We start from the raw sequence: 24215 nt of genomic DNA, 5'->3' as shown, positions 1-24215 counted from the left end.
CATGGAGCAGCGCACCCCCCGCCACCGCCCGTCAGGGCAGTACGCCGCCGCCGATTCCCGCAGGGCGGCCATCATCGACGCGGCTCTCGCGCTCTTCGCCAAGGCGGGCTATCTGAACTCCTCCCTGGCGAAGATCGCCGAGGAGGCGGGTACCTCCGCCACCGTCATCACCCACCACTTCGGGTCGAAGCAGCGCCTCCTGATGGCGGTGCTCGAAGCCCGCGAGGAGCGCACGGTCCGTACCTTCGGGCGGCTCGGCCCCGACTCCGGCGGTGACGACGTGCGCGCGCTGTTCCGGGAGGTGCTCGCGCTGGCCGCCTACAACCTCACCCAGCCGGGGCTCATCGAGCTCTACACCAGGCTGTCGGCGGAGGCGGGCGACCCCTCGCACCCGGCGCACGCCTATTTCACCGAGCGGTACGAACGTGTCGCGCACTTTCTCGCCTCGGTGCTGCAACGAGCGGTCACAGAGGGGCAGTTGAAGCCCGGAACCGACCCTGAGGGCGTCGCGCGGGAGATCCTCGCCGTGTCCGACGGGCTCCAGGTGCAGTGGGCCATCGCCGAAGGCCGTCTGGATTTCGTGGAGTTGTACCGCGCGTACCTGGACCGGCTCACCCAAGCACTAGCCGTGGACGGCAAGGGGCTTGGTGAGCCGGCCGAGACGGAACAACTCCCCCAGGCCACCGCCCCCTAGCGCGCCACCCCCGTCAGCCGGATGTCTCGGGACGACGACCCCACGTACACCGAGCGCCGCCCCTCGGGACGCACCCAGCGGCCGCGGTCCGTGTCCCAGTACGACAGCTGCCGCTCGGCGACCCGCACCCTGACCCGGCGCGACTCCCCCGCGCGCAGCTCGACGCGGTCGAAGCCGGCCAGCGTCTTGACGGCCATCTCGACCCGGGCGCCGCGTGGCGCGCCCACGTACACCTGCGGGACCTCCGCGCCCGAGCGCCGCCCCCGGTTCGTCACCGTGAACGACACCTCGTATCCCTCGCCCGCCCTGCGCACGGACAGGTCGCGGTAGCCGAACTCCGTGTAGGACAGGCCGTGTCCGAAGGGGAAGAGGGGCTCGATGCCCGCCTTGTCGAAGCCGCGGTAGCCGGTGAAGATGCCCTCGCTGTACTTGACCACCCCGTCGACGCCGTAGTAACGCTCGGGGTGGGCCGGGTCCAGGGTGGGGTGGTCCGTGTCCTTCTTCGGCCAGGTCACCGTGGCCTTGCCGCCCGGGTTCGCGCGGCCGGTGAGCAGATCGGCGGTGGACCAGCCGCCCTCCTGGCCGACGTAACCGGTGTGCAGGATCGTGCCGACCTCGCGGCGCCAGGGCATGGTCGCCGGGCAGCCGGTGGTCAGGACGACGACCGTACGCGGATTGGCCTTCGCCACCGCCGTGATCAGCTCGTCCTGGTGGGCGGGGAGCGTCAGCGTGGTGAAGTCACCGCTGCCGCCCACCGATCCGCCCGAACCGTTGAAGGCGAAGACGACCGGGGTGTGGACGCGCCGGGCCAGCTTCGCCGCGGCGGTGATCGAGGCGGTGCGCTGCTGCGGGGTCACCCAGGCGAACCGCACCTGGACCGGGCCGCGTTCGGCGATGGTCTCGGCCCAGCCGGTGGCCTTGACGACGAGTTGGTAGGACTTGCCACCGGTGAGCTGGATGGGGTCCGCCTGGCCGTTGTCGAGACCGTCCGTGGTCGGGACGATCGAGGACCACTTGCGCGCGAAGCTGTCGCGGGCACCGGCCGCGGTCGTCAGCTCCTTGCCGTCGAGGCTGAGCGAGACGGCGGCGCCCCAGCCCTGGATCTTGAGCGCGTACTCGCCGGTGGTGGGTGGCACGAAGGTGCCGGTCCACTCGGCCGTCGTGCCGACCGGGAGCGCCTTGTCACCGACGAAGTCGACTCTCTTGTCCGTGCCCTTGGCCGTGCCACCGTCCTTGCGTGTCAGGCCCTTGGGGAACGCGGAGGCGGGGACGGCCGTGCCCGTGAGGTCGACGCCGGCCTCGTAGGCGATCTTCCGCTTGGTGCTGCGGCGCAGTGCGTCGAGGGGGCTGACCAAGCGGTCCTCGAAGCCGTACGCGCGCTCGCCCGACACGGATGTGGCGACCTGGCCCGCGGTCGGGCCGATGAGTGCGAGGTCGCGCAACGCGGAGTGGGACAGCGGGAGTCCGCCGTCGTTGGCGAGCAACACCGCGCCTTGGGTGGCCACTTCGCGGGCGACACGTGCACCGGCTTTGACGTCGATCTTCTTGCGGGCGGGGACACGGCTGCCGTCGAGCATGCCGAAGGCGTCGTACTGACCGAGGATGCGGGAGACGGCGGTGTCCAGGGCGGCCTCGGGGATGGAACCGTCCTTGATCGCCTTCTTCAGGGGCTCCCCGTAGAACGAGCCGTCCCACATCTGCATGTCCTGACCCGCTTCGAGCGCGGCCGTGGAATGGGTGGCGCCCCAGTCGGAGGTGACGAAGCCCTTGAAGCCGAGTTCGCCACGGAGGATGTCGGTGAGGGTGGTGCTCTGCTCGGAATTCCACTTGCCGTTGAGGTGGTTGTACGCCGACATGACGGAGGCGACACCGGCACGGACGACGGCTTCGAAGGCGGGCAGGTACAGCTCGTGGAGCGTCCGGTCGTCCACGACGAAGTCGTAGGAGTTCTCCGGCTTCTCGCGGTCGAACTCGTGCAGGCGCTGGTTGTTGGCGAGGAAGTGCTTGGCCTGGGCGAGCATGCCCTGCGCCTGGACGCCCTCGACCTGGGCGGCGCCGATCAGGCCGTTGAGGTAGGGGTCCTCTCCGGACTGGTCCTTGTTGCGGCTGAAGAACGGCGTCCGGGAGAGCTCGATCTGCGGGGCGAGCAGGACGTCCATGTCGAGGGTGCGGCCCTCACGGCCCATGACCTCGCCGTACTCGCGGGCGAGTTCGAGGTTGAAGGAGGAGCCGAGCGTGGCGACCGGCGGGAGGCCGGTCGCCGACTTCGTCACGTTCACGCCCGCGGGGCCGTCGCTCAGGCGCAGCTCCGGTATGCCGAGGCGCTCGACACCCGGCAGGTAACCGGCCTGACCCAGTCTGCGCGGGTCGGTCGCGCCGTGGACGAGGCTGATCTTCTCGTCAAGGGTGAGGCGGGCGATGAGCCCCCGGACGCGGCGCGTGGCGGCGGCCGCGCCCGGGGAGGCGGGAGCTTGCGTTCCCGCGGCGGCGGTGGCGGGCGTCGCCGAGGCGAGAGGGCCGGCGGCGGCCACGAATGCGAAGGCGGCTGCGGTGCCGCCCAGTTGCTTCATGAGTTCACGACGTGTGGTGGCAGGCATGGCGAAATGGCCTCCGAACGCGGCTCTGGGCGTGCCGAACTGGTTCGACGACGCCAAGAGCTGAATGCGTCACCCGCGCCAGTGCGGTGTTGTGGGGCCTGAGTCTTGATTGGTTGAACACGCAAGGTCAAGGCTCGCGTCGGGAAAACTTTGTGGGGCGTTCAGTTTTGAGGTCGGGGCGCTGGACGGCCTCTCGTTGCGACCTCGTGAATGCCGTGGCGTACGGGGAATAGCGGGGCGATCGTGGCGGTCGTCCTGGGTGACAGTCACGTCGGATCACGGTTCACGATTCACGGTTCACGAGTTACGGCTCCCAGTGCACGGTGCACGTGCACGGTGCACGGTGCACGGTGCTGAGACCAGTGATCGAGGACCGGGTTTCACGGCTCGAAGCGAGGGAGCACATGTCCAAGGCGTACGTATTCACGCGGTTCGGCGGCCCTGAAGTGGAGGCCTTTGTCGAGCAGGACCCACCGGAGCCCGGTCCGGGGCAACTCCTGGTCGCGGTGCGGGCGGCGGGGGTCAACCCGGTCGACTGGAAGCTGCGCGCGGGCAAGCGGAGGCCGGGGGCGCCGCCCGCCGAGTTCCCCGAGGTGCTGGGGAGCGAGGTCGCCGGCGTGGTCCAAGCGGTCGGTTCGGGAGTCGAAGGCTTCACGGTCGGCGATGCGGTGTTCGGCAATCCGGACACGGGCGGCTATGCCGAGTACACCCTGCTGCCCGCCTCTCTTGCCGCGCACAAGCCGGAGGGCCTGACGTTCGCGGAAGCCGCCGCGCTGCCGGTCGCCGTGGCGACGGCGTACGACGGGGTGCACCAGTTGGCGCTGCCTGCCGGGGCCACCCTGCTGATCACCGGGGTCGGCGGCGGGGTGGGCGTGGCGGCGGCGCAACTGGCGAGGCATCTCGGCATCCAGGTCGTGGGCACGGCGAGCGCGGGCAAGAAGGACTTCGTCGAGTCCCTGGGCGCGGTGCACGTACCGCCGGGCCCCGACCTGGTGGACCGCGTGCGGGCAGCGGCGCCGGGCGGGCAGGTGGACGCGATCTTCGACCTGGTGGGCGGCGAGGATCTCGTGGCGGTGGCGTCCCTGCTGCCGTTCGCTGACCGCGAGGGGAAGCTGATCACCGCTGCGGCCAAGGAGACGGTCGGGGAGCTGGGCGGGGCGGCGGTTGCGCGGGCACGGACCAGCGAGGTCCTGGACGCGGTGGCGCAACTCGCCGTCGACGGGGTGCTACGGCCGCAGGTGACGGTGACGTACCCACTGAAGCGGGCCGACGAGGCGCTTCGGGCGGTGGAGGGCGGGCATGCGCGGGGCAAGGTCGTGATCGAGGTGGGGCCTTGAGGGGGCCGGCCTCGCGGCCTTGAGCGGGGCGGGGGCGTGAGGGGGGCGGATGGCCTCGCGGCGCTGAGCTGGGCGCGGGGCGTGGGGGGGGCTGACCTCGCACGGCTTCGTCGACAAGGTCCTCGAAGGGACGACGGCGGCGGCCTGCCTCTCGGCCCCGACCCACACCCCGTCCTTCGCCCCTCAGGTCTGCCGGGGGTCCACCACCTGCAGGGTCAGCGCCGCCGACGGTGCCGCGACTCCCGGTCCGCCCGCCTCGGCCCACGCGACTATCTCGTCGATCGAGTCGTCGTCCATGGCGAAACCGATCCAGACGGCCCGGCCACCGCGCCTGCGCCCCTCCCGCGAGGGCTGTACGACGACGATGTTCGCCTGCCCGCAGGGCCCGAGGCACTCACTCGTACGCACCGCGAACCGCCCCGCCGACTCCGCGGCGGCGGCCCGCATCCGCGCCAGCTGCCAGTCGTGGTCCGTACCGGGATGCTTCCGCGAGTTGCCGCAGCAGCAGCCTCGGCACACGACCAGTGTGCAGGGGCGGGCGGCGGCGGATCCGATGGAGATGACGGGGCTCATCCAATGATCATCTCAGCCCTGCATCAGCATCAGTGTCAGACCCTTGTGGCACGCTCGATTCATCACCATCCAACGCCATCCATCGCGATCCGCGCGGAGGTACGCAGGAGAGGGAGAGCGCTCATGGCCATCCAATGGACCGTCACCATCGACTGCGCGCGGCCGGGCGAGCTGGCCAAGTTCTGGGCCCTGGCGCTCGGTTACTACGAGAAGCCACCGCCGGCCGGCTTCGACAGCTGGAAGGCATGGCTGGCGCACTACGACGTCCCCGAGGAGGAGTGGGACGACGGCGCCTATCTGTCGGACCCGGACGGCCTTGGCCCCACCCTCTCCTTCCTCAAGGTCCCGGAGCCGAAGATGGTCAAGAACCGCCTCCACCTGGACGTACAGGTCGGCGGCGGCCGCGAGACCCCCTGGGACGTCCGCTGGCCCCGGGTCGTCGCCGCGGCCGAGAAGCTGACCGCGGCCGGGGCGACGGTGATCCGGCAGCACGAAGTGCAGGGAAAACCCGACCACATAGAGATGGCAGACCCGGAAGGCAACGAGTTCTGTTTGGTATGACCTGGGCCTCGGCCGCCGCCCGTGCCTGTCGCCCGCCGCTCCCACCTCACCCCAAGTACGCAAGCCCCGGATGCACCGCCCCGTAGCCCTCCACCAAGCGGCGCGCCACCGTCACGGAGTCCACCAGGGGGTGCAGTGCGAACGCCTTTACCGCGGTGGCGCGTGAGCCGCTTTCCGCTGCCGCGAGGATCTCTCGCTCCACCGCCTTCACCGCGCACACGAGGCCCGTCGCGTGACCCGGCAGCGGGTCCACTGCCATGGGGTGCGCGCCGTTGGCGTCGACGGAGCACGGGACCTCGATCACCGCGTCGGCGTCCAGTGCCGACAGGGTCGTGCGGTTGCGGACGTTGAGGATCAGCGTCGTCCGCTCGTCCCGTGCGATCGCCCGCATCAGGGCGAGGGCGACCTTCTCGTAGCCACCGGATTCGAGGTCCTCGGGCGCTCGCTCACCGACACCCGCGGCCTCCCGGTTCTCGGCCATGTAGGTGGCCTCCCGCTCCGCCCGCGTGGCGTCCCATGCCTTGAGCGCCGAGGACACCTCCTCGTCCCGGCCCAGCTGTTCGTAGAAGCGCGCCTGCTGGTCGCGCAGGAACGCACCCCTCGTCTGCTCCGCCTCCTGGTAGGCGCGGACCGCCTCACGGTTGAAGTAGTAATAGTGCAGGTATTCGTTGGGGATGGCGCCCAGCGACTGGAGCCATTCCGCGCCGAACAGCCGCCCCTCCTCGAAGGAGTCCAGCATCCGCGCGTCGCCGAGCAGTCGCGGCAGCTCGTCGCGGCCCGCGATGCGCAGTCCGCGCAGCCAGCCCAGGTGGTTGAGTCCGACGTAGTCGATGAACGCCTCGTCGGGGTTGCCGCCCAGCATGCGTGCCACGCGGCGTCCCAGGCCCACCGGCGAGTCGCAGATGCCGATGACGCGGTCGCCGATGTGCCGGGACATCGCCTCGGTGACCAGGCCCGCGGGGTTGGTGAAGTTGATGACCCAGGCATCAGGGGCGAGCTGCCGTACGCGGCGCGCGATGTCCACGGCGACGGGCACGGTCCGCAGGCCGTACGCGATGCCGCCGGCGCCGACCGTCTCCTGGCCAAGGACACCCTCCGCGAGCGCCACCCGCTCGTCGGCCGCTCGTCCCTCCAGGCCCCCCACCCGGATCGCCGAGAAGACGAAGTCCGCGCCCCGCAGGGCGTCGTCGAGGTCGGTCGTCACCGTCACGGCGGGGGCGTCCGGTACGCCGGCAGCCTGCTCGGCCAGCACACGGGCGACCGCGCCGAGCCGTCCCGCGTCCAGGTCGTGCAGGACGACCTCCGTGACCCGGCCCTCGGCATGGTCGCCGAGCAGCGCGCCGTACACGAGCGGAACGCGGAATCCGCCGCCACCGAGAATGACCAGCCTCACGTCTCAACCACCTTCTGTCGGAACAGCCGTCGCCCGGACGTCGCAGCCGCCGCCGGAACACCTGTCGACCTGTCAGAACTCACCCGTCGACAGAGGTCACGTTACGTACGATTGCCCGGCAGCGATCGACCCCCCACGGAGGTAGCGCACCGATGACACCCCTCAAGACGTCCGCGAAGGCATCCGCGGCCCTGCTCGGCGCCCTCGCGCTGGCCGTGACGACCGGCTCCGCGGCATCGGCCGACACGGCCCCCAGATCCCCCGGCGGCTGGCAGGAGACCGGCGTCTCGTCCGTCAACTCCCTCACCGGCAGCCAGGGCCTGGCCAGCCGCGCCGACGGCAGTCTCCTCTACCGGGGCCTCGCCTCGATCCCGCTCGACCTGCGGGCCAAGGGCTGGAGCCATGTCGGCGACCCGGACATAGCCGCCGGCCACACCGTCGACGCCTACCAGGGCGGCGACGACGCGAAGTCGAAGATGTTCGCGGTCACGACACCGGGCGGGAAGCGCTACCTCTACGAGCACCGACTCGACGCGGGCGAGAAGCTGAACAACTCCTTCGCGGCCGTCGCGCCCGGCAACCAGTGGCTGGTGTCGGGCGAATGGGGCGACCAGAACCGACTCCAGGTCTTCCCCGCCCCGCTCCTCAACTCCTCGACCCCGCCCACCGGCGGCGCGCTCCCCCAGGCCGGTCAGATCTCGCTCGACAAGCCGGTGCGTGACATCCAGGGCTGCGACTTCGTCTCCGAAACCCGCCTCGTGTGCGCGTCCAACGACGCGTCGAAGGAGCTGTGGCCCGAGGACCGGCCCGTCCTCCAGGTGGACCTGGAGCGCGCGCTCGACGGGAAGCCGGTGACGGGCAAGGTCACAAGCCTGTTCGCCGTCCCGCAACGAAGCCTGTGCCGGGGCACGTTCGAGACGGAGGGCATCGACTACGACTCCGAACGCCGCACGCTGCGCGCCCAGGTCGTACCGCCGGCGCCGTGCCTGGTGACGACATCGGTGTACTCGTACAAGCCAACGACCGGCTGACCAAGACCGGCCGGCCCGCACACACCCTCGACATGCCGTACGTGTGCGAAGGGGCCGGGCGGGGGATGGTCGCGATCATGACACAGCAACACCGGCACGACCCCGTGTCCGAAACGCGCCCCGCTCGGCCCCGCCGCCCCATACGCCAACTCCTCGCCGCCTCCGTGGGCAATGCCGTGGAGTGGTACGACTGGTACGCGTATACGTTCCTCGCCACGTATATCGCCGACCAGGTCTTTCCGAAGGGCTCGGGGAACTCTCTCGTGCCGCTGCTCTCCACCTTCGCCGTCTTCGCCGTCGGCTTCTTCATGCGGCCGGTCGGTGGGCTGCTCATGGGGGCGGTCGCCGACCGGCGCGGCCGGCGGGCCGCGCTGACCGTCACGATCCTGCTGATGGGCGGCAGCAGCCTGCTGGTCGGCCTGACGCCGACGTACGCGTCCGTCGGGGTGCTCGCTCCGGTCGTCCTGGTCCTGGCCCGGCTGCTCCAGGGCCTTTCCGTGGGCGGCGAGTTCGCGGCATCGACGACGTTCCTCGTGGAGTCCGCGGGGCCCGGTCGCCGAGGGCTCTTCTCCAGCTTCCAGTACGTGTCGACGAGCGTGGGCCAGCTCGCCGCGTCCGGTGTCGCCGCGCTGCTCGTCGGCATGCTCTCCGAGGGGCAGATGGACGGCTGGGGGTGGCGGCTGCCGTTCGTCATCGGCGCGGTGCTGAGCCTGGTCGGCTTCTGGATCAGGCAGGGCGCGCAGGAGACCCATCAGACACCCCAGGACGAGTCCGAACGCCCCCGCCTTTTCGACGCGTTGCGCAACTACCCGCGCCAGTCGTTGCTGATCTGCGGCATCACGGCCGGCGGCACGATCGCGTATTACACGTGGACGTCGTACCTGCCGACGTACGCCGAGCTGAACACCGACATCAGCAAGAGCCAGGCGCTGCTGTCCGGCACGCTCTCACTGGCGTTCTTCACCCTGCTCCAGCCGGTCGGCGGACTGCTCTCCGACCGCTTCGGCCGCAGGCCGCTCCTGCTCTTCTTCGGAATAGGCTTCGCCGTCCTGAGCGTGCCGCTGCTGCGATCCCTGGACGGTTCGTTCGGCTCGCTCCTGATGGTGCAGTGCGCGGGCATGGTGCTGCTCACCGGCTTCACGTCCATCTCGGCGGCCGTGAACGCGGAGGTGTTCCCCGCCCACGTCCGCGCCGCGGGCATCGGCTTCCCGTACTCCCTCACCGTCGCCCTGTTCGGCGGCACGGCCCCGTACATGGGCACTCTGTTCAAGGAAATCGGCAACCCGGGCCTCTTCCCCTGGTACGTGGCCGTGCTCTGCCTCGCGTCATCGGCGGTGTATCTCAACCTCCCGGAAACGGCCCACAAGGAACTGGAGCGCTAGCCCTCACAGATGGGGCGACAGCCCTCATTGGTCACGGATCCATCACTGCTCACACAAAATACCTTCACATCTGACATCGCAGGACTAGCGTCGTGCCACTTTCCCGCAACCAGGGGGGCACCATGGCCGATCCATATCCCGCGCCGCCGTCGACACCCGGGCCGGGGCCTGCGCCGAGGCAGGCACCGAAGTGGGCTCGCAAGCGCTTCGCGCTACCCGCCCTCGCCCTCACCTTCTTCATCGGCCTCGCCGCCGGTCTCGGGGACGACGGCAGCACCTCGGCCAAGGCCGCCGCGAAGGAAGCGGGCCCGACTCCGACCGTCACGGCCACAGCTACGGCGACGGCGACCGAGACGGCCGAGCCGAAGCCCGCTCCCACGGTCACCAAGACCGTCAAGGCCACGAAGACGGTGAAGGCCACCGTCACCGCCCAGCCGGAGGCGGCCGCCCCCGGCTCGGGTGACAGCGACTCCGGCACCGGCGGGGGCGGCAGCGTCGCCTACGGGAACTGCACCGAGGCCCGCGCCGCGGGAGCCGCTCCCGTGCACCGCGGCGAGCCCGGCTACGGGCCTCACCTCGACCGCGACGGTGACGGCGTCGGCTGCGACACCTGACCGTCCACGCGGTCAGGACGGGCGGGGCACCTCGGCGATCGAACGGCCCGCCCACTCCGGGGCCGGTTCCGTGAGGCCCTTCAGGTGGGTGTGGATTCCCTCCGGGAAGGGGGTTGCCCTGCCCGCGTTCTGGTCGACGTGCAGGGCCAGGAGCTCTGTGGTCGCCACCGGGCTCGCGTCCGGGGTGATGTCCGCTCCGGGCTCGTCGACCACGTACAGCTCGTGGGTGAAACGGGCCTTCTTGGCGTCGGCGCCCAGGATGCGGGTGCGGACGGCGAGGTGGGCGCCCTCCGCCACGTCGTCGAGGTAGCGGATGTGCGCCTCGACCGTGTAGAGGGAGCAGCCCGTGGACTCGCGGTAGCCCTCGTGCAGGCCGGTCTCGATCATCATGGCGTCGGTGGCATAGCCGAAGACGAGGACGTAGAAGGCCTCGCTCATGTGGCCGTTGTAGTCGATCCACTCCGGCCGTACGGTCCGGTGGAGGGGCGGCAGGGGCTCGAAAGGCGCGGGCTCGGTATGCACGGGCTCGGTATGCACGGGCTCGCTCACTTGGTGTCCTCCTGTGCGCGCTGCTGCGGCAGGCGTCCCGTCGCCCGCAGTACGTCGATGACTCCCTGGTCGCGCTCGGCGACCAGGTCCGCGATGGTCCGGCCGTCCGCCGCGTCGTCGCAGCCGGCCACCACGGCGTCGTACAGCTTCTTGTCGAGCTCGGGTGCTTCCAGGCGCGTCCACGGGGACTTCAGGGACGGGCCGAAGTGGTCGAGCATGTGGGCCATGCCGCCCTCGCCGCCGGCGAGCGCGAAGGTGAGCATGGGGCCCATGAACGCCCAACGCAGGCCGGGTCCTTCGGTGATCGAGTCGTCGATCTCCTTCACCGTGGCCTCGCCGTTGGCGACCATGTGCAGGGCCTCGCGCCAGAGCGCTTCCTGGAGGCGGTTGGCTATGAAGCCGGGCACCTCGCTTGCCATGGTGATCACGGACTTGCCCGCGACCTCGTAGAAGCGGGAGGCCCAAGTGACCGCGTGCGCGGCCGTCTTGTCGCCGCCCACCACCTCGACGAGCGGGATGAGGTAGGGCGGGTTGAAGGGGTGTCCGACGACGAGGCGGCCCGGGTCGGCGGCCGTGGTCTGCATGTCGGTCATCGGGTAGCCGGAGGTGGAGGAGGCGATGACGACTCCGGCGGGCGCGGCCGCGTCCAGCTGGGCCAGCAGGTCGCGCTTCAGCTCCAGCTTCTCGGGGGCGCTCTCCTGCACGAACTGGGCGTCGGCGACCGCCTCTTCGAGAGTGGCGGTGACGGTGAGGCGGTCCGGTGACGCACCTTCCGCGAGGCCCAGTTGTGTCAGCGCGGGCCAGGCCGCGTCGACCAGGCGGCGCAGCTTCTGCTCGGCGTCGGGGGCGGGGTCCCAGGCGGTGACCTCGTAGCCACGGGCGAGGTAGTGGGCGACCCACCCGCCGCCGATCACTCCGGCGCCGACGCAGGCGATGCGGCGTACGTCTTCGGGGGCGCAGGGGGCGGGGGGTGTGGGGACGGAGTCGGTCGTGACGGAGTCAGCCATGAGGGTGAAGATCCTTCAGTGTGGGGGGGGAGTTCAGACACGGGGTTTGAGGCCGAGCTTCTGGCGCGCCTCGTCCGGCGTGGCCACGCGCGAGCCGAGATTCTCGGTGATCTGCACGGCCCGCTCGACGAGTTGGGCGTTGCTGACCTTGTTGCCCTTGCCGAGGTAGAGGTTGTCCTCGAGGCCCACGCGGACCTGACCGCCGAGCAGGATCGACTGGGCGACCCACGGCATCTGCATGCGGCCGAGGGCGAAGCTGGCCCACTGGGCGCCGTCGGGCAGCATGTTGACCATCGACTGGAGCACGCCCGGGTCGGCCGGCGCGCCCCACGGGATGCCCATGCAGAGCTGGAAGACGGTGGGGTTGTCGAGCAGCCCTTCCGCGAGCAGCTGCTTGGCGAACCAGAGCTGTCCGGTGTCGAAGATCTCCAACTCGGGCCGCACGCCCAGCTCCTGGATGCGCTTGGCGCCCTGCCGGAGCATGTCGGGGGTGGAGATGTAGAGGTTGTCGCCGAAGTTGAGGGAGCCGCAGTCGAGGGTGCAGATGTCGGGCAGCAGGTCCTCGACGTGCGGGAGGCGGTCGAGGCCGCCCACGAGGTCGGTGCCCGGCAGCTCGCCGAGTTCCTTGAGCGGCTCGACCGGGTCGATGACCAGGTCGCCGCCCATGCCCGCGGTGAGGTTGATGACGACGTCGGTGCCGGTCTCCTTGATGCGCTCGACGACCTCGCGGTACAGACGGGGGTCGCGCGAGGGGTCGCCGGTCTCGGGGTCGCGTACGTGAATGTGCACGACGGCGGCGCCGGCCTCGGCGGCCTCCACGGCGGAGGTGGCTATCTGCTCGGGGGTGACGGGGACGTGGGGACTCTTGCGCACGGTGTCGCCCGCGCCGGTGAGCGCGGCGGTGATGATGACGTCTTGGTTCACGGGCATGGCGAACTCTCCCTCGGGGGTGGGGTGTTGGAGGTGTGGAAGTGCGGAGGTACGGAGGTGTAGAGGCAGGGACGTACGGAGGTGCTGCGGAGCTGCCGTGGAGCGCTGCCCGGTGCCTACGCCGGTCTCGGCACGGCGAGCGTCGCGTCCACGTACACGAGCAGCGCCTCGTGCATGTCGTCGGGGGTGGTGCCGTCGTCTCCCGGGGTCGAGGCGAGCACCTGGGTGGCGAGGCCGTCGATCAGCGCGGTGAGCCGGAGCGCCGCGGACTGCGGGTCGACGAGGCGGAAGACGCCCTCGTCGACGCCACGCCGGATGACGTCGGCGACCGTCGAACGCCACTGCCGGTAGTAGTCGGCGTGCAGCCGTCCCACGGCCGTCGACCGGGCGGCCTCCGCCCACAGGTCGAGCCAGACGCTCCACTGCCAGCGCTGTTGCGGGGTGCGGGGCGTCTGGAGCTCGATCAGCTGGCGCAGCTCGTCGGCGGCATCGGACGCCTCGGCGACGCGGGCCGCCCGGCGGGCGGTGTCCTCGTCCATGCACCAGCGGACGGCGGCCTCAAGGAGGTCGTCGCGGCCGGGGAAGTGGTAGTGGATGGCGGCGGTGCTGGTGGCGCAGGCTTCGGCGATGTCCGCCACGCGTACGGCATGGAATCCGCGCTCGGCGACGAGCCGTACGGTCTCGCGGACGATCTGGAGGGGGCGCCCGCCCTCCGGGGCCGCTGCGGTGCGTTCCCGGCGGGTCAGGGGTGCGGCGTTCCGAGCGCCCAGTGGCTGGGCGCCCGGCAGCTGGGTGCCCAGGAGCCAGCCCGCGTCCACGCCGCCGGTGTCGGCGATGCGGGCGAGCTCGGCGGCGGTGAAACGGCGGGTGCCGCCGAGGGAACGGGAGAGCTTGGAGGGGTCCATCACGATGCGGCGGGCGAACTCGCGCTGGGTCGCTCCGGCGTCGGCGATGACCTTGCGGACTCTGTCCGCGACCTCGGGGTCTTGCTGCATGGGCGGTTACGCTACCTGGGCGTTGCGGTGATCGCAATCCACGAGACGGATTTCTACAGGTGAATGCCGCGTTGCGATTCTGACTGATGTCTCAGTCACCCCGAATCCCGCAACAACAGCGAGCAGCTAAACCCACGCCCACCCACCCGCTCCCCCTGCACGCGGGGCAAACGAGGGGGCGGGCGAGTGAGTGAGTGGGTGAGTGGGTGGGAGTTTCCGCCGCAGCACGGCGGTCAGGTCGGGTCAGGCCGGATCAGGTCCGGTCCTGCACCCCGGAGACGAACTCATCCAGGTAAGGATCGGCGATCTTCACCGGCCCCAGCTGATGATGCTCGGCCGGATCCACCGTGATCGCACGGGCCCGCTTCACGAGGGACTCCATCGAGGCCCGTTCCCGCGCGGCCCCCGCATCGTCCCCCTCCTGGGCGAAGGACAGCGCCGCAAGGCCGTGCCCCAGCGCGGAACCCCACAGCTCCGTCGCGTCCAGCCACTGCTTCGCGTCATGGAGGAACAACTCGTCCGGCACCCCGGAGCGCAGCACCGCGGGCACCTTCTCGATCTCCCGCGCGGTGGGCCGCAGCGCCCGTACCGCCCCGGCGGGATCACTCTCGTACCGCTTCCAGAACGCGTCCAGCTTCGGCCCGAGAACCGGGGACTGCGGCTGCCAGTTCGTCTCGCCGAAGGTGGGCGCCGCGTGGTTGAGGTCCACGAACGTCTGCACCGCGTCGGCGACCCGCTCATCGCCCCCGGCGAGATACAGCGCGGCCTGCCGCCCCGACCGCGCCCGGTCGTACCCGTGGTCGTTCCACGAGAAGTCGTTCATGGTGAAGACGGCGAGCTTGCTCGCCCCCTCCTGGTTCATCGGATTGGACACGATGCCGCTGAGGTGGCCGGACAGACCGGGCTCGCGCTTGTCGTAGGGCGCGAGCAGCAGCCGTCCCGCCGTACGCGCGAAGTCGTTCACCGGGTAGTTGTCCCAGACGAACACCTTGCGCCCGAAGAGCTCGGCGGCCTTCTCCGCCTGGGAGTTGGTGATCTCCGGCGGGACCACGTCGGTGCCCGTCCACATCACCTCGACGGCGTCGTCGAGCTCGGCCCGCATCGTCTGCTTGTACGCGGTGTCCGTGAGGTCCCCGTACTCCGTGGGCACCATCTGCAGCGGGTTGGCGTCCTCGTGCCGTGCGATGAAGTCCCGTTGGATGGCGTTGAGCAGCCCCACCTGGGCCTTGGCCGCAGGACCGCGGCCGGGCTCGCCGAACGTCGCCTTGTCGGCGTCGCAGTTCCACTTGGTGTAGCTGATGTCGTCGAGCGGCACGGAGAAGGACCGCACCCCGAGGTCGTACATCGCCTGGAGCTTGGCCGTCAGCGCCTTGACGTCCGCCGGGTCCGAGTAGCAGATGGAGCCGCCCGGCGAGACCGCGAACGTGAAGCGGACGTGGTTGGCCGTGGCGCGGTCGATCAGCTTGCCGAGTTCGGTGAGCTTGTCCGCCGGGTACGGCTCACGCCACTTCTCCCGGTGGTAGGGGTCGTCCTTCGGCGCGTACACATACGTGTTGGCCTTGGTGTCGCCGAGGAAGTCCATCTGGTCGAGCCGTTCGGCCTCGGTCCAGGGCGGTCCGTAGAACCCCTCGATGCTGCCGCGCAGCGGCATGGAGGGGAAGTCGGAGACCTCGGCACCCGCTATGCGCCCCTTGGTGATGAGCTGACCGAGGGTCTGCGCCGCGTAGAACTGCCCGGTGGCGTCCTTGCCGCCGAGCGCGACGGTGCGGTGCCGCGTCCGCAGCGCGTAGCCCTCCGCCTGCTCGGGCACCTTCGTCGTGCCGAGCGCCTTCGCGATGTCCGGCCGGGTCGCGGGGCCGAGCAGGACGGTCAGCGGGGCACGGCCCGACGCCTTCGCGCGTACGTCGATGTCACGCACCCCGTGGGCACGCAGCGTCTCGGTGACGCGCTGCCTGGCCACCTCGTCCGTGTCGTCGCCCACGACGAGTTCGGCGCGCCGGGCGAGCGGCACGTCGCCGCCCGCCCGCGCCATGTGCTGCGGGGTCGGGGAGACGACGGGGAGCCGGTGGGACGCTGCTTCCTTCTGCGCCGCGGGAGGTGCGGCGGAGGCCGCGGGCGCCGACGGGACGGCGAGGACGGCCAGCGCGAGGAGCACCGTGCGTGCTCTGAGCGTACGAGCGGGGCGGGGCATGGAACCTCCGGGCTTGGGGTGGGAGGGGTGCGGGTGGGGTGCTGAAGGGGTGCGGGTGGGTTCAGGGAGCCGGCGAGGAGGGGCGGGCTGCGGCTCAGTCGCGCGTGTGCGCGCGGTACAGGTCGAGAGCGCCGTCGAGTTCCAGGGCGACGACCGTGCACAGCGGATCGAGGAGGTCGTCGGTGAGATGGACGTACTCCCAGCCCGGTACGTCACCGAGGCCGCCGACGCGCTCGTGCCTGACGGTGGCGTCCGTCCCGAGCACGCGGGCGGACGTCACGCCGTTGCGCACGCCCCGCAGCACCACGTACTCGTTGGGCCGGTCGAAAAGGAACAGATACAGGGTGCGGCGGTCGGCGGAGAGCGTCGAAGGGCCGTAGAAGTGGCCGTGCGGAAGGCCGCGTACCGTCCCGTAGACCGCTTCGGCGTGCCGGCCCGTCCACTCCCCCAGCGCTTCGAGGCGCGCGATCTGTTCGGGGAGCAGCGTGCCGTCCTCCTTCGGGCCGACGTCGAGGAGCAGATTGCCGCCGCCTCCGACGGCCTCGACGAAGATGCGGACCAGCTGACGCGGTGACTTGTGGTTCGTGTCCTGCGGCTGATAGCCCCAGGAGTCGTTGACCGTGAGGCACAACTCCCAGGGCCCGCCCGGTGGTTCGATCGGGACGCCCTGCTCGGGAGTGGCGTAGTCGCCGTGCCCGGTGAGGCGGCCGTTGACGACGGTGTGCGGGGAGAGCGCCCGGATCTCCTCGGCGAGTTCCGCCATGCGCCACTGCTCGGGGCCGCGTTCCCACTCGCCGTCGAACCACAGCAGGTCCGGTTCGAAGCGTTCGAGGAGCTCCCGCACCTGTGCGCGGTGGAAGGCGAGGAAGTCCGCCCACCTCTCCTCGGACTCCTCGCCGACGGCGGGCATGGAGTAGCGGTTGCCGCGTTCGGCGGGGTCCTGGCCGTCGTGGCGCACGGTGGCGTAGTCGGGGTGTGACCAGTCCAGGTGCGAGTAGTAGAGGCCGACCTTGATGCCTCGGGCGCGCAGGGCGGCGACGTACGGGGTGACGAGGTCACGGCCCGCGGGGGTGCGCTTGACGACGGAGAGGTCGTTCGCCGCCGTGTCCCAGAGGGCGACCCCGTCGTGGTGCTTGGCGGTGAGGACGGCGTAGCGGGCCCCCGCGCGGACGAAGAGATCGGCCCATGCCTCGGGGTCGTAGGCGGAGGCGGTGAAGCCGTCGAGCTGCGCCATGTACCGGTCGTACGGGACACGTCCGTCGAAGAAGGACCAGGACTCGGCCACCCCGTCCACGCTGTAGATGCCCCAGTGGAGAAAGATCCCGAGCTTGGAGTCCGTGAACCACGGCTGAATCATGGGCAGTTCTCCTCGTCGTGCGTGCGCGTCCGGATTGGCAACGTTGTCTACAGGGCGGGGAGGGGTGCCGACGGCCGGACGGCCACCGAGCTGAAGCGCTTGAGCGCCAGCAGGCTAGATCGAGAAAGATGCCGTATACAAGGGGGCGTCGGGGGGCAAATTCCGGTGTCGTCACGGGCCTTGACGGGGCCGTGTTTCTGCTTCACCCTCACCGCCGGCCAAGTCGCCGCACACCGAGTCGTCACGGCGACGTTTGAACCGCGTGCATCACGCAATGGTGTGAGTCTCCGGCGGTCACCGCATCGGTCACCCCCGCTCGGGTAGTGCTCCGCTGCCCGTAAGCCGCCGTCTCCGGAAACAGCCGTCACCGCCATCACCGCCCTCACCGCCGTCGCGAGGAGAACGCCGCATGCCGTCGCAGCCCTTCGAACTGCCCAGCTTCTACATGGTGCATCCCGCCCGTCTCAACCCCCATCTGGAAGAGGCGAGGGAGCACTCCGGGAAGTGGGCACGCGACATGGGGATGCTGGAGGGTTCGGGCGTCTGGGAGCAGCGCGACCTGGACGCCCATGACTACGCGCTGCTGTGCGCGTACACCCACCCCGACTGTGACGGACCCACGTTGTCCCTGGTCACCGACTGGTATGTGTGGGTGTTCTTCTTCGACGACCACTTTCTCGAACTGTTCAAGCGGACCCATGACCGGGAAGGCGGCAGAGCCTATCTGGACCGGTTGCCCGCCTTCATGCCGATGGACCTGTCCACGCCGGTGCCGGAGCCGACCAATCCGGTCGAGGCGGGGCTCGCGGACCTCTGGGCGCGGACCGTGCCGTTCATGTCGCGTGACTGGCGGGCGCGGTTCGCGGAGAGCACGGAGAATCTGCTCAACGAATCGTTGTGGGAGCTCTCGAACATCAACGAGGGCCGGATCGCCAACCCCGTCGAGTACATCGAGATGCGCCGCAAGGTGGGAGGCGCACCCTGGTCGGCGGGCCTGATCGAGTACGCGACGGGCGCGGAGGTCCCCCCGGCCGTCGCCGGGTCCAGGCCGCTGCGCGTCCTCAAGGAGACGTTCTCCGACGCCGTCCACCTGCGCAACGACCTCTTCTCGTACCAGCGGGAGATCGAGGAGGAGGGTGAACTGTCCAACGGCGTCCTGGTCCTGGAGAAGTTCCTGGACTGCTCCACGCAGGAGGCGGCCGATGCCGTGAACGACCTCCTGACCTCACGGATGCAGCAGTTCGAGAACACGGCGCTGACCGAACTCGCCCCGCTCTTCGCGGAGACGGGGCTGCCGCCGAAGGAGTGCGCCGACGTCCTCGCGTACACCAAGGGACTCCAGGACTGGCAGTCCGGCGGGCAGGAGTGGCACATGGTGTCCAGCCGCTACATGAACAAGGGCGGCACCACACCCTCGCCGCTGGACGGGCCCACCGGACCCGGCACGGCCGCCGCCGGGATCAAGGCCCTGATCGCCGCCACGGGCGCGGAACGGCTGCGCGGCCACACGCACGTCCCCTTCCAGCGGGTGGGGCCGTCCCGGCTGCCCGACTTCGACCTGCCGTTCCGGACCCGCCTCTCGCCCCACCTGGAGGCGGCACGCCCGCGTGCCGTGGCGTGGGCGAGCCGGATGGGCATGCTCCGGCCCCAGCCCGGCGTGCCGAGCTCGGACATCTGGGACGCGCACAAGGTGCACGGCTTCGACTTCCCGCTCTGCGCGGCGGGCCTCCACCCGGACGCCGACCTGGAAGCCCTCGACCTGGGCTCGCAGTGGCTGACCTGGGGAACGTACGGGGACGACTACTTCCCCGTGGTCTTCGGCAGGCCCCGCGACCTGGCGGGCGCGAAACTCTGCAACGACCGGCTCTCGCTCTTCATGCCGCAGGACCTCGCGGACATGCCGGCGCCGACGAGCGCGATGGAGCGTGGCCTCGCGGACCTGTGGGTACGCACCGCAGGCCCGATGGACGACGAGGCGCGCCGCACGCTGCGCACCGCCGTCGAGGTCATGACGGCCAGCTGGCTCTGGGAGCTGGACAACCAGGCGCAGAACCGTATCCCCGACCCCGTCGACTACATCGAGATGCGCCGCCTCACCTTCGGCGCCCCGCTCACCCTGAGCCTGTGCCGCCTGGGCAACGGCCCGCAGGTCCCGCCCGAGATCTACCGGAGCGGCCCGATGCAGAACCTGGAGAACGCGGCGGTCGACTACGCGACCCTGATGAACGACGTCTTCTCGTACCAGAAGGAGATCGAGTACGAGGGCGAGATCCACAACGGCGTCCTCGTCGTCCAGAACTTCTTCGGCTGCGACTATCCGACCGCGCTCGGCATCATCGACGACCTGATGAAGTCGCGACTGAGTCAGTTCCAGCACGTCGTGACCCACGAACTGCCTGTCCTCTACGACGACTTCAAGCTTCCCCGGTCGACACGGGACATCCTCGACGCCTATGTGCGCGATCTCGAGAACTGGATCGCGGGCATCTACACCTGGCACCGCGACTGCCGCCGCTACCGCGAGGAGCACTTGTCCCACGGCCCGCTGCGCAGCCCGTCGGGATTCGGCATGGCGGCCGTACGACCGGACTGGCTGCGGGAGTTCGGCCTGGCCGTGGACCGGCAGATGGAGGGTGCGCCAGGGCTGGGGCAGAACTGAAACGGCCGGTCCCGGCCCGGCCGGCGGTCAGGTGTCCCGCGGCTCCGGGAGGATCTGGCGCAGTTGCGGGGCGGGGTGGTGGTCGCGGCGCCACTCGCGGGGATAGCCGACCGATACCTCCTGGAAGCGGACGCCGTCGTGCCAGGTGGTGCGGGGGATGTGCAGGTGGCCGTAGACGACCGCCGCCGCCTCGTACTTCACGTGCCAGTCGGCGGTCAGCTCGGTGCCGCACCACAGGGCGAACTCGGGGTAGTGCAGGATCCGGGTGGGGTCGCGCACCAGCGGCCAGTGGTTGATCAGGACCGTGGGCAGGCCGGGCGTGCGCCGGGCGAGCATCTCCTCGGTGAATGCCACGCGGGCGCGGCACCAGTCGTCGCGGCCCAGGTAGGGGTCGGGGTGCAGGAGCACCTCGTCGGTGCAGACGACGCCCGCCGCGTGCGCCGCCTCCAGCGCGTCCCGCTTCGCGTGCGTGCCCTCGGGGCGGAACGTGTAGTCGTAGAGCAGGAACAGCGGGGCCACGGTGACGGGTCCGCCGTCGCCGCGCCACACCGGGTAGGGGTCCTCGGGGGTCGCGGCTCCCAAGGAGCGGCACAGGTCGACGAGGTGGCGGTAACGGGCCTCGCCACGCAACTGGTTCGGGTCGTCGCGTGGCGTCCACAGTTCGTGGTTGCCCGGCGTCCACACCACCTTGGCGAAACGGTCGGTGAGCGTGCGCAGCGCCCATTCGACGTCGGCCATGCGCTCGGCGGTGTCCCCCGCGACGATCAGCCAGTCCTCGTCGGTCTCCGGGCGCAGGGACTCGAGGAATTTCCGGTTGGCGTCGTACGCGACATGCAGATCACTGATGGCGTACAACTTCGGTTTCTTCTCGGGTACTTGTGTCACCTCGTGAGGCTATCCGCCGCGTTGACGCCGTGTGGCGCGATCAGTGGTGTCCGTCCCCGCCGCCCCGCTGGATCTCCAGGTACTCCTCGGGCGTCGCCTTGGGCACCTGGGCCGACGGTCCGTACATGGCCCGTCCGAGGCGTGCCCGCAGGCGTTCGCCTCGGCTGATCCTGCGTGCCACTCCGTGGGCGTCGACCTCCGGGCCGATCTCGTACGGCTTGGGCTGCTCGTGCGCCGTCAGCTTGTACAACTCGCCCTGGGTGAGCGGCACATGGACCTCCACGTACTCCCCGTGCGGCAGGCGTTTGATCGTGCCGCTCTCGCGGCCGTGCAGTGCCTTCTCACGGTCACGGAGTTGCAGCCCCATGCACCACCGATGGGTCACGAAGAAGGCGAGCACCGGCACGACGAAGACACCGACCCGTACGGCCCAGGTGATCGCGTTGATGGACAGATGGAACTGCGTGGCCCAGATGTCGTTGCCGCCGCCGACCATCAGTACGCCGAACAGCGAGAGCCACGCCACGCCGAGCCCGGTACGCACCGGGGCATTGCGCGGCCGGTCGGCGATGTGGTGCTCGCGTTTGTCGCCGGTGACCCAGGCCTCGATGAACGGATAGACGGCGATCGCCGCCAGGATCAGCGGGAAGAGCATGAACGGGATGAAGACGCCCAGTTCGGCCGTGTGCCCCCAGGCATTGATCTCCCAGGTCGGCATCACCCGGATCAGGCCCTCGGAGAAGCCCAGATACCAGTCGGGTTGGGCGCCCGTGGAGACCAGGTCCGGGCGGTAGGGTCCGATCACCCACACGGGGTTGATGGTGGCGATCGCGCCCATGAGCGCGAGGACACCGAAGACGAGGAAGAAGAAGCCGCCCGCCTTGGCGACGTAGATGGGCATGAAGGGCGCCCCGACCACGTTCTTCTCGGTCTTTCCGGGCCCGGCGAACTGGGTGTGCTTGTGGTAGAAGACCAGGATCAGGTGGGCGACGACGAGGCCCAGCATGATCCCCGGCAACAGCAGCACATGCACGCTGAAGAGCCGCGGAATGATGGCATCACCCGGGAACTCCCCGCCGAAGAGGAAGAAGGAGATGTACGTCCCCACGACGGGGATGGAGAGGATCGCACCCTGCGCGAAGCGGATGCCGGTGCCCGAGAGCAGGTCGTCCGGGAGTGAGTAGCCGGTGAGGCCGGTGATGATCCCGAGGAACAGCAGCGTCCAGCCGAACAGCCAGTTGACCTCGCGCGGCTTGCGGAACGCGCCGGTGAAGAACACCCGCATCATGTGCACGAGCATGGCGGCCACGAACACGAGCGCGGCCCAGTGGTGGATCTGCCGGATCAGCAGGCCGCCGCGCACCTCCATGCTGATGTCGACCGTGGACTCGAAGGCCTTGGTCATCTGGATGCCCTTGAGCGGGGTGTAGACGCCGTCGTAGATCACCTCGGAGCCGCTCGGCTCGAAGAAGAGCGTCAGCCAGACCCCGGTGAGGATCAGGATCAGGAAGCTGTAGAGGCAGATCTCCCCGAACATGAAGGACCAGTGGTCGGGGAAGATCTTCCGCATCTGGCTCTTGGCCAGGGTGTGGATGCCCAGCCGGCCGTCCGCCCAGTCGGCGACCCGCTCCCCCTTGCCGGCCGGAGCCGTGCGTTTGCTGTCCCGGGTGTGCTCGACGCTTCCACTCATGCGGCTACCCCCCTCAGGCGGATCCCAGGTTAGATCAAGGGGTTGCCTGAGCCAACAGGCCCTCCGTGGGCGGTAGTTGACGATCTTGGGGTGCGCAGGTCGGACCACCGCACGCGGAGGAGGTCACATCACTGCGGCGCCTCCCGCTCCAACTCCCGCACCAGATCCAGCGCCCGCCCCAGCGTCGCGAGCCGCGCCTCCAGGCTCTCGCCCGCCGGGTAGAAGCGGATCGTGTCCACGCCCGCCGCGCGCCACACCCTCAGCCGCTCGCGGACCATGGCCTCGGTACCGATGAGGGTGGTGGCGAGGACCATGTCGTCGGTGATCAGGGCGGCCGCGCCCTCGCGGTCGCCGGACTGCCAGCGCGCGTGCACCTCGGCGGCGATGTCAGCCCAACCCTGCCTGCTGTAGGCGTTGTTGTAGTAGTTGGTCGTGGCGGAGCCCATGCCACCCAGGCTGAAGGCGAGCTCCTTCTTGCGGCCCGCGACCATCGCGCGCAGGGCGTCCTCGTCGTCGGCGAAGGCCACTTCGGCGCCCTGGCAGACGTTCAGGTCGCCGCGGGTGCGGCCGGAGGCGGCCAGGCCCGCGTCGAGGTGGTCGAAGTAGGCCTCCTTCGCGCCCTCGGGGACGAAGCTGGTGCCCAGCCAGCCGTCGGCGATCTCGCCGGTCAGGCGCAGCATCTTGGGCGAGAGCGTGGCCAGGTAGACGGGCAGTTCGTGCTCGGCGCGCATGGACAGGCGCATGGGCCTGGCCTCGCCGCCGGGCAGCGGCAGGGTGAACTCCCGCCCCGCGTACGAGACCTTCTCCCCCGAGGCCGCCAGGCGGACGATCTCCACGGTCTCCCGCATCCGGGTGAGGGGCCGGGCGAACGGCACCCCGTGCAGGCCTTCGATCACCTGCGGGCCCGACGGACCGAGCCCGAGGACGAAGCGGCCCTCGGAGATGTTGGAGAGGGTGATCGCCGCGCGGGCGATGGCCGCGGGGGTCCGGGTCGCGAGCTGGATGATGCCGGAGCCGAGCAGCATGCGTTCCGTGCGCGCGGCCAAGTAGCCGATCGGGGACGGCGCTTCGGAGCCCCACGCCTCCGCGACCCAGCAGATGTCCATCCCCAGCTTCTCGGCCTCGGTGACGAAGTCGACGGTCTCCCGCCAGTTCGCCCCGCTCGCCTCGATGGTCGTCGATGTACGCATCAGACGTCCGCCTTCCCGGCAGCCGCGCCCTCGGCCAGCTTCTTGATCGCGTCCAGCGTGGCGGTCATGTTCTGCTCGAACTCCCGCATCCGTACGTACACGATCTTCTGCTCCTTCTCCGGCATCCGGTCGATCGCGTACGACAGACCCGAGCGGCCGGGACCCATCCGCATCCACTGGGTCAGCTCGGTGCCGCCGTCGTCCGCCGCGGTGAGGCTGAACCGCCAGACGGCGCTGGGCCGTTCGGGGTCCTCGACCGCCCAGGCGAACACCCGCGGGGCCTCGCACTCGACGACGTACGACGTGGTCTCCCACGCGCCGAACGACGGGTGCTCGCTGCGGCCGACGAACCGCGCGCCGAGCGCGGGCCAGGTCGTTCCGTCCAGCCATTCGACCGAACGCAGCTCCGCGCTCAGTGTGGGCATCAGGGCGATGTCGGAGACCAGCTCCCACACGCGTTCCGGTGACGCGGCGATCCGCGTGCGCACCTCGGCCGTCGGCTCGTCCGCGTAGCGCGCGCCTGTCCACTCCATCGGTGGTCGCCTCTCTGTAGTCAACTTCGTAGCCGCTGACCACGAGA

The 24215-nt window shown here is 70.2% G+C and carries 20 protein-coding genes; 7 read left to right on the top strand and 13 right to left on the bottom strand.

What is annotated here, in order from left to right; genetic code table 11:
* Position 1: 1 nt before the first annotated feature.
* Entirely contained in the window at positions 2-694 is a 693-nt protein-coding gene (locus tag ACWD02_RS20575; protein ID WP_451212553.1) for a TetR/AcrR family transcriptional regulator, read from the top strand.
* On the opposite strand, the gene ACWD02_RS20570 is transcribed toward ACWD02_RS20575, so the two are convergent.
* Positions 691-3291, bottom strand: coding sequence for a beta-glucosidase (locus ACWD02_RS20570; protein ID WP_451212550.1), 2601 nt, complete (start codon positions 3289-3291; stop codon positions 691-693). The genes ACWD02_RS20575 and ACWD02_RS20570 overlap by 4 nt on opposite strands.
* Before the next feature lie 404 nt (positions 3292-3695).
* Between ACWD02_RS20570 and ACWD02_RS20565 the strand changes: the two genes are divergently transcribed.
* Positions 3696-4628 (top strand): NADP-dependent oxidoreductase, encoded by a 933-nt coding sequence (locus ACWD02_RS20565; RefSeq protein WP_451212547.1) that lies wholly within the window; start codon positions 3696-3698, stop codon positions 4626-4628.
* 183 nt (positions 4629-4811) lie between these two features.
* Here ACWD02_RS20565 and ACWD02_RS20560 read toward each other — a convergent pair whose 3' ends face one another.
* A complete protein-coding gene (locus ACWD02_RS20560) occupies positions 4812-5201 on the bottom strand; it encodes a (2Fe-2S) ferredoxin domain-containing protein (protein ID WP_451212545.1) in 390 nt (129 codons plus the stop codon).
* Between the two features lie 123 nt (positions 5202-5324).
* On the opposite strand from ACWD02_RS20560, the gene ACWD02_RS20555 reads away from it, so the two are divergent.
* Complete coding sequence (locus tag ACWD02_RS20555) at positions 5325-5762, top strand: VOC family protein (RefSeq protein ID WP_451212542.1); 438 nt, start codon at positions 5325-5327, stop codon at positions 5760-5762.
* Positions 5763-5808: 46 nt separating this feature from the next.
* On the opposite strand, the gene ACWD02_RS20550 is transcribed toward ACWD02_RS20555, so the two are convergent.
* Entirely contained in the window at positions 5809-7155 is a 1347-nt protein-coding gene (locus ACWD02_RS20550; protein ID WP_451212541.1) for a 6-phospho-beta-glucosidase, read from the bottom strand.
* 152 nt (positions 7156-7307) lie between these two features.
* On the opposite strand from ACWD02_RS20550, the gene ACWD02_RS20545 reads away from it, so the two are divergent.
* The 3 genes from ACWD02_RS20545 to ACWD02_RS20535 all read left to right on the top strand — a co-directional run bounded on the left by ACWD02_RS20545 (position 7308) and on the right by ACWD02_RS20535 (position 10182).
* Entirely contained in the window at positions 7308-8186 is an 879-nt protein-coding gene (locus ACWD02_RS20545) for a hypothetical protein (RefSeq protein WP_451212538.1), read from the top strand.
* Between the two features lie 77 nt (positions 8187-8263).
* Complete coding sequence (locus tag ACWD02_RS20540) at positions 8264-9568, top strand: MFS transporter (RefSeq protein ID WP_451213346.1); 1305 nt, start codon at positions 8264-8266, stop codon at positions 9566-9568.
* A gap of 122 nt (positions 9569-9690) precedes the next feature.
* Positions 9691-10182: an excalibur calcium-binding domain-containing protein gene (locus tag ACWD02_RS20535; protein WP_451212536.1), complete on the top strand. Its 492-nt coding sequence runs from the start codon at positions 9691-9693 to the stop codon at positions 10180-10182.
* 12 nt (positions 10183-10194) lie between these two features.
* Here ACWD02_RS20535 and ACWD02_RS20530 read toward each other — a convergent pair whose 3' ends face one another.
* The 6 genes from ACWD02_RS20530 to ACWD02_RS20505 all read right to left on the bottom strand — a co-directional run bounded on the left by ACWD02_RS20530 (position 10195) and on the right by ACWD02_RS20505 (position 17211).
* The gene (locus ACWD02_RS20530) at positions 10195-10731 is read right to left on the bottom strand and encodes a thioesterase family protein (RefSeq protein WP_451212533.1); all 537 of its coding nucleotides are present in this window, start codon (positions 10729-10731) and stop codon (positions 10195-10197) included.
* Positions 10728-11738, bottom strand: coding sequence for a 3-hydroxyacyl-CoA dehydrogenase NAD-binding domain-containing protein (locus ACWD02_RS20525; RefSeq protein WP_451212530.1), 1011 nt, complete (start codon positions 11736-11738; stop codon positions 10728-10730). The genes ACWD02_RS20530 and ACWD02_RS20525 overlap by 4 nt, the downstream gene beginning before the upstream one ends.
* Before the next feature lie 33 nt (positions 11739-11771).
* The gene (locus ACWD02_RS20520; protein ID WP_451212527.1) at positions 11772-12668 is read right to left on the bottom strand and encodes a 3-keto-5-aminohexanoate cleavage protein; all 897 of its coding nucleotides are present in this window, start codon (positions 12666-12668) and stop codon (positions 11772-11774) included.
* 116 nt (positions 12669-12784) lie between these two features.
* Positions 12785-13663, bottom strand: a complete 879-nt coding sequence (locus tag ACWD02_RS20515; RefSeq protein WP_451212525.1) for a TetR family transcriptional regulator C-terminal domain-containing protein — start codon at positions 13661-13663, stop codon at positions 12785-12787.
* Positions 13664-13916: 253 nt separating this feature from the next.
* Positions 13917-15854 carry a beta-N-acetylhexosaminidase family protein gene (locus ACWD02_RS20510; RefSeq protein ID WP_451212522.1) on the bottom strand — a complete coding sequence of 646 codons (1938 nt, stop codon included), beginning with the start codon at positions 15852-15854 and terminating at the stop codon, positions 13917-13919.
* 94 nt (positions 15855-15948) lie between these two features.
* Positions 15949-17211: an alpha-L-fucosidase gene (locus ACWD02_RS20505; protein WP_451212519.1), complete on the bottom strand. Its 1263-nt coding sequence runs from the start codon at positions 17209-17211 to the stop codon at positions 15949-15951.
* 409 nt (positions 17212-17620) lie between these two features.
* On the opposite strand from ACWD02_RS20505, the gene ACWD02_RS20500 reads away from it, so the two are divergent.
* Positions 17621-19870: a terpene synthase family protein gene (locus ACWD02_RS20500; RefSeq protein WP_451212516.1), complete on the top strand. Its 2250-nt coding sequence runs from the start codon at positions 17621-17623 to the stop codon at positions 19868-19870.
* Between the two features lie 27 nt (positions 19871-19897).
* On the opposite strand, the gene ACWD02_RS20495 is transcribed toward ACWD02_RS20500, so the two are convergent.
* From ACWD02_RS20495 to ACWD02_RS20480, 4 genes are all read right to left on the bottom strand, one after another.
* Positions 19898-20755, bottom strand: coding sequence for a metallophosphoesterase family protein (locus ACWD02_RS20495; protein WP_451212514.1), 858 nt, complete (start codon positions 20753-20755; stop codon positions 19898-19900).
* A gap of 40 nt (positions 20756-20795) precedes the next feature.
* Complete coding sequence (qcrB, locus tag ACWD02_RS20490) at positions 20796-22445, bottom strand: cytochrome bc1 complex cytochrome b subunit (protein WP_451212511.1); 1650 nt, start codon at positions 22443-22445, stop codon at positions 20796-20798.
* Between the two features lie 128 nt (positions 22446-22573).
* Positions 22574-23635 carry an LLM class flavin-dependent oxidoreductase gene (locus ACWD02_RS20485; RefSeq protein WP_451212508.1) on the bottom strand — a complete coding sequence of 354 codons (1062 nt, stop codon included), beginning with the start codon at positions 23633-23635 and terminating at the stop codon, positions 22574-22576.
* Positions 23635-24168 (bottom strand): SRPBCC family protein, encoded by a 534-nt coding sequence (locus tag ACWD02_RS20480; protein ID WP_451212505.1) that lies wholly within the window; start codon positions 24166-24168, stop codon positions 23635-23637. Before ACWD02_RS20480 ends, ACWD02_RS20485 begins: the two co-directional genes overlap by 1 nt.
* Between the last annotated feature and the right edge of the window lie 47 nt (positions 24169-24215).

Source organism: Streptomyces sp. NPDC002853 (genome assembly GCF_053591915.1).
The sequence above is the reverse complement of the archived record's forward strand: the minus strand, read 5'-3'. Positions and strand labels throughout refer to the sequence as shown.